13 protein-coding genes are annotated in these 13,128 nt (G+C 67.3%); 6 read left to right on the top strand and 7 right to left on the bottom strand.

Annotated features, from left to right (window positions below; translation table 11 throughout):
* Nucleotides 1–24 precede the first annotated feature (24 nt).
* Entirely contained in the window at nucleotides 25–1,482 is a 1,458-nt protein-coding gene (locus tag MELE44368_RS20125) for a flavin-containing monooxygenase (RefSeq protein ID WP_128110124.1), read from the bottom strand.
* A gap of 78 nt (nucleotides 1,483–1,560) precedes the next feature.
* Between MELE44368_RS20125 and MELE44368_RS20130 the strand changes: the two genes are divergently transcribed.
* The 4 genes from MELE44368_RS20130 (at nucleotide 1,561) to MELE44368_RS20145 (ending at nucleotide 4,803) form a co-directional block, all read left to right on the top strand.
* Nucleotides 1,561–1,959, top strand: coding sequence for a TM2 domain-containing protein (locus tag MELE44368_RS20130; protein ID WP_046753408.1), 399 nt, complete (start codon nucleotides 1,561–1,563; stop codon nucleotides 1,957–1,959).
* On the top strand, nucleotides 1,949–2,359 hold the full coding sequence (locus tag MELE44368_RS20135; protein WP_128110125.1) for a DUF2752 domain-containing protein: 411 nt from the start codon (nucleotides 1,949–1,951) through the stop codon (nucleotides 2,357–2,359). Before MELE44368_RS20130 ends, MELE44368_RS20135 begins: the two co-directional genes overlap by 11 nt.
* 114 nt (nucleotides 2,360–2,473) lie before the next feature.
* A complete protein-coding gene (gene pyk / locus MELE44368_RS20140) occupies nucleotides 2,474–3,892 on the top strand; it encodes a pyruvate kinase (protein WP_128110126.1) in 1,419 nt (472 codons plus the stop codon).
* A gap of 8 nt (nucleotides 3,893–3,900) precedes the next feature.
* Entirely contained in the window at nucleotides 3,901–4,803 is a 903-nt protein-coding gene (locus MELE44368_RS20145) for an acyl-CoA thioesterase II (RefSeq protein WP_128110127.1), read from the top strand.
* Here MELE44368_RS20145 and MELE44368_RS20150 read toward each other — a convergent pair.
* From MELE44368_RS20150 to MELE44368_RS20175, 6 genes are all read right to left on the bottom strand, one after another.
* A complete protein-coding gene (locus tag MELE44368_RS20150) occupies nucleotides 4,800–5,309 on the bottom strand; it encodes a DUF4190 domain-containing protein (RefSeq protein WP_128110128.1) in 510 nt (169 codons plus the stop codon). The two genes, MELE44368_RS20145 and MELE44368_RS20150, sit on opposite strands and share 4 nt — an antisense overlap.
* Nucleotides 5,306–6,790 (bottom strand): ATP-binding cassette domain-containing protein, encoded by a 1,485-nt coding sequence (locus tag MELE44368_RS20155; RefSeq protein ID WP_128110129.1) that lies wholly within the window; start codon nucleotides 6,788–6,790, stop codon nucleotides 5,306–5,308. Before MELE44368_RS20155 ends, MELE44368_RS20150 begins: the two co-directional genes overlap by 4 nt.
* On the bottom strand, nucleotides 6,783–8,333 hold the full coding sequence (cydD, locus tag MELE44368_RS20160) for a thiol reductant ABC exporter subunit CydD (RefSeq protein ID WP_128110222.1): 1,551 nt from the start codon (nucleotides 8,331–8,333) through the stop codon (nucleotides 6,783–6,785). Before cydD ends, MELE44368_RS20155 begins: the two co-directional genes overlap by 8 nt.
* Nucleotides 8,334–8,362: 29 nt before the next feature.
* Nucleotides 8,363–9,397: a cytochrome d ubiquinol oxidase subunit II gene (gene cydB / locus MELE44368_RS20165; protein ID WP_128110130.1), complete on the bottom strand. Its 1,035-nt coding sequence runs from the start codon at nucleotides 9,395–9,397 to the stop codon at nucleotides 8,363–8,365.
* Between the two features lie 14 nt (nucleotides 9,398–9,411).
* Entirely contained in the window at nucleotides 9,412–10,869 is a 1,458-nt protein-coding gene (locus MELE44368_RS20170) for a cytochrome ubiquinol oxidase subunit I (RefSeq protein ID WP_128110131.1), read from the bottom strand.
* A 64-nt stretch (nucleotides 10,870–10,933) separates the two neighbouring features.
* A complete protein-coding gene (locus tag MELE44368_RS20175) occupies nucleotides 10,934–11,545 on the bottom strand; it encodes an HdeD family acid-resistance protein (protein ID WP_164890173.1) in 612 nt (203 codons plus the stop codon).
* A gap of 223 nt (nucleotides 11,546–11,768) precedes the next feature.
* On the opposite strand from MELE44368_RS20175, the gene MELE44368_RS26750 reads away from it, so the two are divergent.
* A complete protein-coding gene (locus MELE44368_RS26750; protein ID WP_164890174.1) occupies nucleotides 11,769–12,098 on the top strand; it encodes a DUF732 domain-containing protein in 330 nt (109 codons plus the stop codon).
* Nucleotides 12,099–12,200: 102 nt separating this feature from the next.
* The gene (locus MELE44368_RS20185) at nucleotides 12,201–13,118 is read left to right on the top strand and encodes an ABC transporter substrate-binding protein (protein ID WP_206613815.1); all 918 of its coding nucleotides are present in this window, start codon (nucleotides 12,201–12,203) and stop codon (nucleotides 13,116–13,118) included.
* The last annotated feature ends 10 nt before the right edge of the window (nucleotides 13,119–13,128 follow it).

Raw genomic sequence — 13,128 nt, forward strand, 5'->3', positions numbered from 1 at the left:
GGGCAGTCGGCCCAGCGGGTATGTCTAACCGGCGCGGGTGATGTGGAAGTCGCGGTCGTCGGGCTGTCTCAGCATCGCGGCCATCGTCTTTCGATCGTATGGCCAAAGATCGACGTTTCCTTCGTCGGTGAGATACCACGAGTTACAACCGGTATGCCACACCGTCGGGCCGAGCGCCGCGGCGACGTCGTCGTTGAATTTCGTGGTCGCTTCCTCGGTGACTTCGACGGTGTCGATGTCGCCGTCACGGAATCGCCGCAGCCACTTGGCGATATAGCGTGCGGTCAGCTCCGCGGAGTACTGCAGCGAGATCGAGCCCGTCGGCGAGTTTGGGCCGAGAACAGTGAAGAAGTTCGGAAACCCGGGGATCGCCGTCATACGATAGGCGCGTGGGCCTTTCGCCCATGCATCGTCGATGGACACGCCGTCGCGGCCCCGCAAGTTCATCGGGCGCATGTAGTGGTGCGCGTGAAAGCCGGTGGCCAGTACCAGCACATCCAGGTCGACGATCGCACCGTCGGCAGTCCGCACACCCCCGGGCGTGACCGCTTCGATCGGCGCCGTGACCAACCGAGCGTTGGGGGCCCGCAATGCGCGGTAGTACGAACCCGAAACCACCTGACGCTTGCACAGCGGCTGGTAGTCCGGTGTGAGGCTGCGTCGCAAGCCGGCGTCGCGAACCTGAAAGCGCAACGACCACCGCGCATATGCCTGCACAAGCCGGCGCCGCCAACTCGGTCGTGTGGTGACATCGGCCAGGATTCCCGACCCCACCAACAGCACCCCGTACAACATCCGGTGCATGCGCGGCCTCGCGCGCAGCAGCCTGCCGACCAGCTCGGCCTGTCGCGCGTTGGTGGGAACCCACATCACCCACTGCGGGGTCCGCACGAAATGCGTGATCTCCGAAACCTTTGGCTGCAACGCCGAAACGATCTGCACCCCCGTGGAACCGTTGCCGATCACGCCCACACGCCGCCTGCGGACCTCGACGTTGTCATCCCACCGGGCGGTGTGCATCACCGCCCCGTCGAAGGAATCCAATCCCGGAATCGGCGGCGTGAACGGATGATGCAGCACACCCGTCGCGGCGATCACGAAGTCGGCTTCCAGACGTCCGCCATCGGCCGTGCCGATTTGCCAACCCGCAGCGGTGAACTCCGCTGAAACCACCTCCGAGTTCAACCTGACACACCGGTCGAGTCCGAACCGGTCGACGACGTCGCGCAAGTACTGCTGGATCTCGGCACGCGAGGCGAATATCGACGACCAGTCCGGCTTGGGGGCGAACGAGAACTGGTACAGCTGCGACGGCACGTCGCACGTCAGACCGGGGTAGCGGTTCCAGTGCCAAACGCCTCCGACGTCGGCGCCCTTTTCCAAGATGGTCAGCCGATGAAAACCTGCCCGCTGCAGCGTCACTGCCGCCGCGATACCAGCGACGCCGGCGCCGATGATGACGATCCTCGGTTCCCGGCTCATGGCTGCGGCTTGCTTTCCGATTGAAGAGGTGGGTTTTCCTTACTTACTGGCCCGGTCGGATTCTGGCATGCTGGCCTTATGACTGAGCCGCAGTTCGGTGGCAACGAGCACTCCACCCCGCCTCCGCCACCACAGCAGCCGTATCCGCAACCTGGTCAGTACGGCCCGCCGCCAGGCGCTTATCCGCCGGTCTACACCGATCCGGCCGCGCCGTTCGGCCGCCATCCGCTGACCGGCGAGCCGCTTTCGGACAAATCCAAAGTGGTCGCGGGCCTGCTGCAGTTGATCGGCCTCGTCGGCATCGTCGGCATCGGCCGCATCTACCTCGGCTACACCGGACTGGGCATCGCCCAACTCGTCGTGGGGCTGGTCACCTGCGGTATCGGCGCGGTCGTCTGGGGCATCGTCGATGCCGTACTGATGCTGACCGACAAAGTGCGCGACCCCGAGGGGCGTCCGCTGCGCGATGGCACCTAGCGCCCTCACCAGCCGAACAGGGCTCTACACAGCGCTCGGAGCGGGCGCGGCGACGGTGGGTGCGCTCGCCTACATCGGCCTGGCTGACCCGCACCGGCCCGGCTTCTTCTTTCCCGCCTGCCCGTTCAAGGCCCTGACCGGCCTTGACTGCCCCGGGTGCGGCGGTCTGCGCATGCTGCACGACCTGCTACACGGTGATCTGGCCGCAGCCGTCGTCGACAACCTCTACCTGCTCGTCGGGCTGCCCCTGTTGCTGGTCTGGGCACTCATGCGATGGCGGACGAACCGACCTGTGTGGAACATCACCGTCGTCGCCGTCATCATCGTCACGGCCGTGACGTGGGCCGTGGTGCGCAACCTGCCCGGCTTCCCGCTGGTCCCGACCATCCTCGACGGTTAACCACGCAACCCGAAAAACACACGCGCAGTGCGCATTCGCTCACCGGCGGCGGTCGCGGCAGGCTCATGGCGGCGACTCGGCATCTGAATCGATCAACGACTATGCTGAGAGGTCGTGAGTAGACGCGGGAAGATCGTCTGTACGTTGGGGCCGGCCGCCGCGACTGACGAAACCGTCAGGGCGCTGGTCGACGCCGGCATGGACGTTGCACGGCTGAACTTCAGCCACGGCGGCTACCCCGATCACGAAGCCACCTACAAGCGCGTCCGCGCCGCTTCCGACGCATCCGGTCGCGCCGTCGGCATCCTCGCCGATCTGCAGGGACCCAAGATCCGGCTGGGCCGGTTCGCCGCAGGGCCGACCTACTGGGCGACCGGCGACATCGTGCGCATCACCATCGACGACCTGGACGGCACGCACGACCGGGTGTCGACCACCTACAAGCGGTTGGCCCAGGACGCCAAGCCCGGCGACCGGGTTCTGGTCGACGACGGCAATATCGGCCTCGTGGTGGACAGCATCGACGGCAACGACGTGGTGTGCATCGTCACCGAAGGCGGTCCGGTCAGCAACAACAAGGGCATGTCGATGCCGGGGATGAACGTGACGGCACCCGCGCTGTCCGAAAAGGACGTCGAGGATCTGGAGTTCGCGTTGCGCCTCGGCGTCGACCTCGTGGCGCTGTCGTTCGTTCGCTCGCCGGCCGACATCGAGGTCGTGCACGAGGTGATGGACCGCGTCGGCAGGCGCGTCCCCGTCATCGCCAAACTGGAGAAGCCCGAAGCCATCGACAACCTCGAGGCGATCGTGCTGGCGTTCGACGGGATCATGGTCGCGCGTGGCGACCTCGGCGTGGAGCTGCCACTCGAAGAGGTCCCACTGGTCCAAAAGCGTGCCATCCAAATGGCAAGGGAGAACGCCAAACCCGTCATCGTCGCGACCCAGATGCTGGAGTCGATGATCGAAAACTCCCGACCCACACGGGCAGAAGCATCCGATGTCGCCAACGCGGTGCTCGACGGTACCGACGCCGTGATGCTCTCCGGCGAGACCTCGGTGGGCAAGTACCCGCTGGAGGCGGTCAAGACGATGGCCCGCATCATCTCCGCGGTCGAGGAGAACTCGGTGGCCGCGCCGCCGCTGACCCACGTGCCGCGGACCAAGCGGGGCGTCATCTCGTATGCCGCCCGCGACATCGGGGAGCGACTCGACGCCAAGGCGCTGGTGGCCTACACCCAGTCCGGCGACACCGTGCGCAGGCTGGCCCGGCTGCACACGCCGCTGCCGCTGCTCGCGTTCACCTCGCTGCCCGAGATCCGCAGCCAGCTGGCTTTGACCTGGGGCACTGAGACATTCATCGTGCCGCACATCCAGACCACCGACGGCATGATCCAGCACGTGGACAAATCGCTGCTCGAGCTGGGGCGCTACAAGCGCGGCGACCTGATCATCATCGTGGCGGGCGCCCCGCCGGGCACCGTGGGGTCCACCAACATGATCCACGTGCATCGCATCGGCGAGGAGGACGTATAAACAGGCCCGTGCCTTCCGACGAGCGGCCCGAGCGATCAGCAGCCAACTCCGCAGACTTCGACGAACTGCTGGCGATTCTGGACCTGAAGCAGGTCGACGACGACGTCTACGTCGGCTCGCACCCGAGCAAGAACCCGGTACGCACCTTCGGTGGTCAGATGATGGCGCAGTCGTTCATGGCCGCCAGCCGGAGCCTGAGCCATCCGAACCCGCCGAGCGCGCTGTCGGTGCACTTCATCGCTGGTGGCGACCCGGACAAGGACCTCGAGTTCCACGTCGTGCGCTTGCGCGATGAGCGCCGGTTCGCCAACCGCCGCGTCGACGTCATGCAGGACGGTCAGTTGCTGACCACGGCGATGGTGTCCTATCTGTCCGGCGGCCGCAGCCTCGAGCACGGCATCGCACCGCCCGACCTGCCCGACCCGATGTCGGTGCCGCCGGTCGACGATCTGCTCCGCGGCTATGAGGACGTGGTGCCGCATTTCGTCAACGCGCTGCGGCCGATCGACTGGCGCTACACCAACGACCCCACCTGGGTGATGCGCAAGAAGGGGGAGAAGCTGCCGCACAACCGGGTCTGGATGAAGGCGCTGGGCCAGATGCCCGACGACCCCGTCGTGCATGCCGCGGCATTGGTGTACTCGTCGGACACCACGGTCCTCGACTCGATCATCACGACCCATGGGCTCTCGTGGGGGTTCGACCGCATCTTCGCGGTCACCACCAACCATTCGGTGTGGTTTCACCGGCCGGTGCGGTTCGACGACTGGGTGCTGTATTCGACGTCGTCGCCGGTGGCCGCCGACTCGCGCGGCCTGGGGACCGGGCACTTCTTCGACCCGTCGGGTCAGCTGGTGGCGACCGTGGTGCAGGAAGGCATCGTCAAGTACTTCCCGGGAGCCAACCGCTAGCGGGTCGGTTCCATCGAGAACTGGTCTTCGACGCGTTGCTGGAACTCGTCGGCGCACTGTTCGAGCGCCACCTGGTCGTTACCCGCCCGCGACACGCAGTCCAGATAGTCGGTGCCGCCGGCGCGGTCGAAGCCCCACACCAGAAGCGCGATCGCCGCGATCGCCTCGATGATGCTGACGATCCCCAGCACGATGCCCGCTACGGCCATACCGCCGTTGGTCGCCTCGCCGCGCTTGGCCCTGCCCCAGCCGAGGAAACCGAAGATGATCGCGACGACACCGAGCACGACGCCGAAGATGACCGAGGCCAGCGCGACGATCGCGATCACCAGGGCGGCGATGCCGAAGCCGTTCTTGGGTCCGGTCGGCGGCGGCGCGTATCCGCCATAGGCGCCATAGGGCTGCGGCGGGGGAGGTGGATAGCTGCCGGGATACGGCCCGTACTGCGCAGGGCCGGGCGGTGGTTGAGCTGGGGGCGGCGTCTCGGGTTTCTCCGGCTCGCTCATACCGACGAGGTTACCCCGGTGACGTCGAGGTTCAGGGTCTGACAGCGAACATGTTCGGGCAGATGGTGGGTGGCGACGACGACAGTGCGGTCCGCGCCGAACAGCTCGCCGGGGGTGAGCAGCGCGGTGAGAATTTGCTGGCCGTCTTCGGCATCGAGGTGCTCGGTGGGTTCGTCCAGCAGCACCGTCGGCGCCGGACAGATCAGCGCGCGCGCCAACAGAAGTCGCCTGCGCTGCCCGGCGGAGACCGCAGCCGCACCGCCGACGAGGACCGTGGACAACCCGTCGGGCAGCGCCTCGAGCCACTCGCCAAGTCCGACGCGGTGCAGGGCATCTCGCAGTTCGTCATCGGTTGCGTCCCCGCGGGCGACCAACAGGTTGTCGCGCACCGTGGTGGCGAACAGGTGCGCGTCCTCGGCGAAGAATGCTGTCTCCGACGGGTTTTCGGCCATCGCCATGAGCAGCGTGGTCTTGCCCGAGCCGCTGGCGCCGAGCACCGCGAGCCGCGCCCCCGGTGCCAGTTCGATCGGGGTCGCCGGCGGGCGGACCCGCTCGGCGGGCGCGGTCAGTTCGCTGATCCGGCGGGCGGCGACGCGGGAGCGGGTGAGTTGCGTTGCGGCAGCGGGCAGTGCGGTCGTCGCCTCGAACGCCGACAGCGGAAGCAACATGAGGATCGCCAGCGTCGTCGGGGCGACGGCATCCGCGAGCGCAATCGCGGCGACGACGGCGCCCAGCACGCTGAGCCCGATCGCCGCGGTCGGTGCGGCGGTGGCCATGGCGGCCGGAGCGGCCGCCCGGTCGGCCTCGCGGCCCCACTGCCGGTGCCTGCGGCCGGCTTCGGCGATGACATCGTCCAGACGGCCCCCGACGCGAAGCTCGGGAGCGTGCTCGAGCGCAAGCATCACCGCGACATCACGACCGGAATGATGCTGCGCGGCAACGGCTTCAGCGGCCGCCGCGGCACGCGCGGCGGTCCACGGCGCGACGACTCCCGCGACGAACAGGCAGATGGCCAGCACCGCGGCCGCCGCCGGGGAGATGACCGCGATCGCCGCGACCGAGATCGTCGAGAGCACCGCGGCCACGGCGATCGGCAGCACGGCGCGCACCAGCACATCGGCCAACTCGTCGACCGAGCCGCCGATACGGGCCACCAGCTCGCCGCTCGGCAGCCGCGACGCCGCCTCCGCGGGCGCGTCGGCCAGCCGGCGGAACAAGGCTTCGCGAACGTCTGCGGCCGACCGCAGGGCGGTGTCGTGGGATGCCAGGCGCTGGCAGTAACCGAGCACACCGCGGGAGATGCCCAGTGCGCGCACCGCGACCACAGCGACCGTCAGATCCAGCACGGGCGGCATCTGCCATGCCCGGGTGATCAGCCACGCCGAGATCGCGGCCAGCGCCAGCGCGCTGCCCAGCGACAGCACCCCGAGCACGACCGCCAGTGACAGTCGCGCGAGCCGGGGCCGCAGCAGCTCAAGCATGAACGAGCCTCCCCATGTGCAGCACCCGGTCGCCGATCGCGCACACGGCGTCGCGGTGGCCGACGACCAGCACGGTGGCACCCGCGCGGGCCCGCGCCACGATCGCGTCGAGCACCCGCGCTTCCATGTGGGCGTCGAGGTGCGATGTCGGCTCGTCGAGCAACAGGATCGGGGCAGGCGAACCCAGCACCCTGGCCAGCCCGAGCCGCTGCCGCTGGCCCAACGACAACCCGACACCCCCGCGGCCCAGCACGGTGTCCAGACCGTCGGGCAGCGTGGCGAGCACCTGGTCGAAGCCCGCTGCCTGACAGGCACTCTGCATGTCGCGCAACGGCCCGAACAGCTCGAGGTTCTCGCGGACGCTGCCGGGGATCAGCACCGGCCGATGTGGCAACCACGCCACCTGCCGCCACCAGTCCCGCGGGGCGAGATCGGTGACCTCGACACCGTCGACGAGGACCCGGCCCGGGTGTAACCCGAGGATGGTCTCCAACAGGCTGCTCTTGCCGACACCGTTCGGTCCGGTGAGCACGGTGACCTTGCCCGGTTCGACGTCCGCGTCCAGCGCGTCGAGGTGGATGGTGGCACCGCGCGCCGTGACGGTGCGGGTGCCCGCCGCGCGGTGCGGCAGCGTGTCGAGCAGACGAAACGCCTTGTCCGCGGCGGCCTTACCGTCCTGGGCGGCGTGGAACTCCACCCCGACGCGGCGCAGCGGCCAGAACACCTCCGGAGCCAGCAGCAGCGCCGTCAGCCCCGCCGTCAACGACATCTCACCGAACACCAGGCGCAACCCGATGCCGACCGCGACCAGCGCCACCCCGAGCGTGGCCAGCAGTTCCAGCACGAGCGCCGACAGAAACGCCATCCGAAGCGTGGCCATCGCCGAGCGTCGGTGTGCTGCACCGAGTTCGGCGATTCGTTGCGCCGAACCGCCGACGCGCCCGAGCGCCCGCAGCGTCGGGATGCCGGCCACCAGGTCGAGCAGCCGCGACTGCAGCGTCGTCATCGCGGCCAGGGCCGCCGCCGAACGGTCCTTGGTCAGCAGCCCGATGAGCACCATGAAAATCGGGATGAGCGGCAGCGCGATCAACACGACGACGGCAGACGGCCAGTCGTAGACGGCGATCGTCAACACCGCTGCCGGCGTGAGGATGCCGGCCAGGAACGCCGCGGGCAGATAGGCGGTGAGGAACGGGCGCAGGCCGTCGAGGCCGCGGGTGATCACAACGGCCGCCGCATCCCGTTCGGCGGCAAGGCGGCGCGGGGGCAGATCGGTGACAGTGCGTAGCACCTGATCGGACAGGTCGGCGATCACCGCGGTGGCGCCGGCTTGGGAGAGACGGCCTTGGCCCCATTGGGCGAGCATCCGAACCAGCCACAGCGACACCAGGATTGCCAGTTCGCCGGTCCAGGTCGACAGGTTGCGCGACGCGGGGTCGGTGATCACACCGGCGACGATGCGCGCCAGCACCACCGCCGATGCGATGGTGGCGGCCGCGATGACGACGCCGCAGGCCACCGACGTGGCCAGGTAACGGCGCATGGCCGCGGACGCGCGCACGAGGTTCACGGCTACCGCCTCGGCAAGCCGGCGGGCGGCGGAATGTGGTGGGCCGAGATCCGTTTCCGGAACACCCAATATGTCCAGCCCTGATACAGCAGAACGAGCGGGGCGAACGCGAGCGCCGCCCAGGACATGATCGTCAGCGTGTACGGGCTCGACGACGCGTTGTAGATCGTCAGGCTCCAGTCCGGGTTCAGCGTGGACGGCATCACGTTCGGGTACAGCGCACCGAACAGCAGAACCACCACCGCGGCGACGACGATCGTGGTGTAGGTGAAGGCCCAGCCGTCGCCCGTGCCGCTGACCATGCGGGTGATCGCGGCCAGCAGGGCCAGCACCGCGAAGGCCAGCACGATCCAGGTCCAGTCCTTACCGTGGGCCAGCTGGGTCCACAGCCCGAAGCCGCCGACCGCCGCCGTGACGGGCAACGCGAGGATCGTCGCGAAGCGCAACGCGTCACTGCGCAGTGCGCCATCGGTTTTCAGCGCGATGAACGAGGCACCGTGCAGCAGGAACAGGCCGCAGGTCGCCAGCCCGCCGAGCAACGTGTAGGCGTTGAACAGGTCGCCGAACGAAAGCTGCAGTTGTTTGTCGGCGTCCACCGGCAGCCCCTGAACCAGCGCCGCGAACACCACGCCCCACAGGAGCGCGGGCACCCATGAGCCGGCGGCGATGCCGACGTCGGCCCACTTCTGCCAGACCGGATCGTCGATCTTGCCGCGCCACTCGATCGCGACCACGCGCAGGATCATCGCCAGCAGGATCGCCAGCAGCGGCAGATAGAACCCGGAGAACAAGGTGGCGTACCAGTCCGGAAACGCGGCGAACATCGCGCCGCCCGCGGTGATCAGCCACACCTCGTTGCCGTCCCACACCGGGCCGATGGTGTTCAGCGCCGCACGCCGGTGCTGCTCGGGGTCGCCCTTGGCGGCACGGCCGAACGCCGCCATCAGCATGCCGACGCCGAAGTCGAATCCCTCGAGGACGAAGAAGCCCAGAAACAATCCGGCCATCACGACGAACCACAGTTCCTGCAGCCACATGCGCCGACACCTCCTCAGTACGCGAACGACAGCGGCGCCACGTCGTCGTCGGCAGGTGGATGGGGTGGCACCGGTTCGGAGTCGTGTTCGGTCGGTCCCGCGACGACGTAGCGCCGGATCAGCCAGAACCAGATCACGGCCAGGACCGCGTACACCGCCGTGAACGTGACCAGCGACAGCACCACGGTGCCCGCCGCGTGCCCCGAGACGCCTTCGGCGACGGTCAACCGGATCATCGAGTCACCGGTCGGGTTGGGCACCACCACCCAGGGCTGGCGGCCCATCTCGGTGAAGATCCAGCCCGCGCTGTTGGCCAGGAACGGGGCCGGCAGTGTCAGCAGCGCGAAGCGGGTGAACCAGGGGGACCGCGGAATTCGGCCACCGCGGGTGAACCACAGCACGGCCAGCGCGAAAAGCGAAGGGATGGCGAGCAACCCGATCATCACCCGGAACGACCAGTAGGTCACGAACAGGTTGGGGCGGTAGTCGCCGGGCCCGAACTTCTCCTCGTACTGCTCCTGCAGATCCTTGACGCCTTCCAGGCGCACACCGCTGACCTGGCCCTCGGCGAGAAACGGGAGGACATACGGCATCTCGATGAGGTGAACGACGCTGTCGCAGTTGTTGTGCGTGCCGACCGTGAGGATCGAGAAGCCCGGATCGGTCTGGGTGTGGCACAACGATTCCGCGGAGGCCATCTTCATCGGCTGCTGCTCGAACATCAGCTTGCCCTGCACGTCCCCGGTGAACACCAGCCCGACGCTGGACACCAGCACGACCAGGCAGCCGAGCACCGCGGCGGGCCGGTAGAGGTGCTGCGCGTCGGCCGTCGGTTCCTGCCGGTGGGCCCGCACCATCCACCACGCGCAGACGGCGGCCACGAACGTGCCCGCGGTGAGGAAGGCGCCGAACACCGCATGCGCGAACGCGGCGATCGCGGTGTTGTTGGTGAACAGCGCCACGATGCTGGTCAATTCGGCCCGGCCGGTGTCGGGGTTGACCCGCGCCCCGACGGGATGCTGCATCCACGAGTTGGCGGCGATGATGAAGAACGCCGACATGTTCACTGCGATGGCCACCACCCAGATACAGGCGAGGTGGACCAACCGGGGGAGTCGACTCCACCCGAAGATCCACAGCCCGATGAACGTGGATTCGAAGAAGAACGCGGCCAGCCCTTCCATCGCCAGCGGAGCGCCGAAGACGTCGCCGACAAAGCGGGAGTACTCGCTCCAGTTCATGCCGAACTGGAACTCCTGGACGATCCCGGTGGCCACCCCGAGCGCGAAGTTGATCAGGAACAGCTTGCCGAAGAACCGGGTCAGCCGATACCACGCCGGGTTGTCGGTCACCAGCCATGCGGTCTGCATGACGGCGATCAGCGGCGCCAACCCGATCGTCAGCGGGACGAAGATGAAGTGGTACACGGTGGTGATACCGAACTGCCACCGCGCAACATCGAGCGCGTCCATCTGCCCTTCTTCCCCGTGGCTGTGCAACCAGCCTACGACAAGGCGTAGTAGACGTCAGTGTGCGTTAGCTCACCGGCGCTTCGGTGCCGGGCGTCTCGGGCGCGGCCGGCGGATTCTCGATTCCGAGGTCCTTGGACGCCTTACGGATGCCGAACGCGGACACCACCTCGAACACGCCGACGACGACCAGTGCGATGCCGGAGACCCACACGAGGATCGCGAGCGACTCGAACGGCAACGCCAGCATGACGACACCGGCGATCAGGCTGATGACGCCGACGATGATCTCCCAGGCGCGGCCGGGCAAGGTGGGATCGCTGATCGCCGACACCGCGGTGGCCACACCGCGGAAGATGAACCCGACCCCGATCCAGATCGCCAGCAGCAGGATCGACTCCTGCAGACTTCGGAAACACAGCACGGCCAGGATCAGCGCGGCGGCGCCACTGATGAACAGAAGCACCCGCCCGCCCGCCGACACGTGCAGGCTGAACGCGAACACCACCTGCGCGATGCCGGCGATCAACAGATAGGCGCCGAAGAAGATCGCCAAGACGATGATCGTGATGCCGGGCCAGGCGAGCACCAGAACCCCGAGGATGAAGGCGAGCACGCCCGACAGCAACGTGGCTTTCCAGAGATGCTGCAACAGGTTGGGTGGTGCGGGACTTTCCATGCGCGAAGTGTGGCACAAAGCAGCATCGAAAGCCCTGATTTCGCCGGTCGCCACGCCACGAATTGACGTGTGCGCAAATCATTGGGGTGACCACCCGCAAAGCAGTCGACGGAGACGCCGAACACCGATTTCGTGTAACACTGAGCGGATTCGGTACGATGAACCGTCGAACGCATCCGATGAGCACAGTCGCGTACCGCGCTTGAGCAAACAAGGAGTGACGATGACACTTACCGCCCTGCGCCGAGGCGCCGCCGCATCGATGGCGGCCTTACTCGTGGCGACGGGTGCGGGGATGGCCGTCGCTCCTGCGAACGCCGACGAGAAGGACGATCAGTTCATCGAATATCTCGACCAGAAGCGGGTGCCGTACACCAACAAGACTGAGGCCATTCGCCTCGCCAAGGACTTCTGTCTCGCGCGGACGCGGCAGAACGCGCCCAAGTGGCGCGCGGCCTATCATCTCGCCAACGATCAGGGCTGGACCGAGACCGAAACCGCGCACTTCGCCGAGGCCGCGATTCCGACGTACTGCCCCAAAGTCTGGAAATAAGCCGCGCGCCCGAGTTCTCCTGCCGCCGACCTGGCTCTCTACTACTGTTCCGTTACCGGTCCTTCGAACCGGTTCCCGCGAGGCAGAAAGTAGAGGCAAACCGTGTCAGGTGCGTGTCAACACCGTCGAGGGAAACTGTGGCGCATCGCCGCGGCGTTTGCTGCGGCAGGCGCTCTCGCGTTGTCGGGTTGTGCGAGCGACACCGCCACCGACGAAACCGCCAGCCCGACCCCCGCGGCGCCCGCGGAGAAGGTCAACGAGATCGCCAACACCGTGCCCGAGGCCATCAAGTCGTCCGGGGAGCTGGTGATCGGGGTCAACATTCCCTACCCGCCCAACGAGTTCAAGGATCCCAGCGGCAAGATCGTCGGCTTCGACGTCGACCTGATGAATGCGATCGCCGCGACGCTGGGCCTGACACCGGATTACCGGGAGTCGGATTTCGCCAAGATCATCCCGTCGATTCAGGGCGGCACCTACGACGTCGGCATGTCGTCGTTCACCGACACCAAGGAGCGCGAGGAGTCGGTCGACTTCGTCACCTACTTCAACGCCGGGATCCTGTGGGCGCAGCGCCCCGGTGATCCCATCGACCCGAACAACGCGTGCGGGAAGAAGGTGGCGGTCCAGGCCACCACCACCGAGGAGGTCGAGGAGTTGCCCGCCAAGAGCAAGGCCTGCACCGACGCCGGTAAACCACCGATCGAGATCGTGTCGTTCGACGGACAGGACGCGGCGACCAACGCGGTGATTCTGGGCCAGGTGGACGCGATGTCGGCGGATTCACCCGTCACCTCCTACGCCATCAAGCAGAGCAACGGGAAACTCGAGCCGGCCGGTGAGATCTTCGACTCAGCGCCGTACGGCTGGCCGGTACAGAAGGGTTCCCCGCTGGCGCAGTCCCTTCAGATGGCGCTCCAGCATCTGATCGAGACGGGCACGTATGAGCAGATCGCCAAGAACTGGGGCGTCGAGAACGGAATGATCGACAAGCCGGTCATCAACGGCGCCATCAACTGAGGATCGCGTC

This window comes from Mycolicibacterium elephantis DSM 44368, assembly GCF_004014805.1.
In the GTDB taxonomy this organism is placed as follows: Bacteria; Actinomycetota; Actinomycetes; order Mycobacteriales; family Mycobacteriaceae; genus Mycobacterium; species Mycobacterium elephantis.

Bases quoted from the DNA above. Each gene is read 5' to 3' on its own strand.
- MELE44368_RS20175 (WP_164890173.1), bottom strand. From the start codon at position 11,545: ATGGAAAGTCCCGCACCACCCAACCTGTTGCAGCATCTCTGGAAAGCC.
- MELE44368_RS20170 (WP_128110131.1), bottom strand. From the start codon at position 10,869: ATGGACGCGCTCGATGTTGCGCGGTGGCAGTTCGGTATCACCACCGTG.
- MELE44368_RS20150 (WP_128110128.1), bottom strand. From the start codon at position 5,309: ATGAGCGAGCCGGAGAAACCCGAGACGCCGCCCCCAGCTCAACCACCG.
- MELE44368_RS20135 (WP_128110125.1), top strand. From the start codon at position 1,949: ATGGCACCTAGCGCCCTCACCAGCCGAACAGGGCTCTACACAGCGCTC.
- cydB (WP_128110130.1), bottom strand. From the start codon at position 9,397: ATGTGGCTGCAGGAACTGTGGTTCGTCGTGATGGCCGGATTGTTTCTG.
- MELE44368_RS26750 (WP_164890174.1), top strand. From the start codon at position 11,769: ATGACACTTACCGCCCTGCGCCGAGGCGCCGCCGCATCGATGGCGGCC.
- MELE44368_RS20125 (WP_128110124.1), bottom strand. From the start codon at position 1,482: ATGAGCCGGGAACCGAGGATCGTCATCATCGGCGCCGGCGTCGCTGGT.
- MELE44368_RS20130 (WP_046753408.1), top strand. From the start codon at position 1,561: ATGACTGAGCCGCAGTTCGGTGGCAACGAGCACTCCACCCCGCCTCCG.
- MELE44368_RS20155 (WP_128110129.1), bottom strand. From the start codon at position 6,790: ATGCTTGAGCTGCTGCGGCCCCGGCTCGCGCGACTGTCACTGGCGGTC.
- cydD (WP_128110222.1), bottom strand. From the start codon at position 8,333: ATGCGCCGTTACCTGGCCACGTCGGTGGCCTGCGGCGTCGTCATCGCG.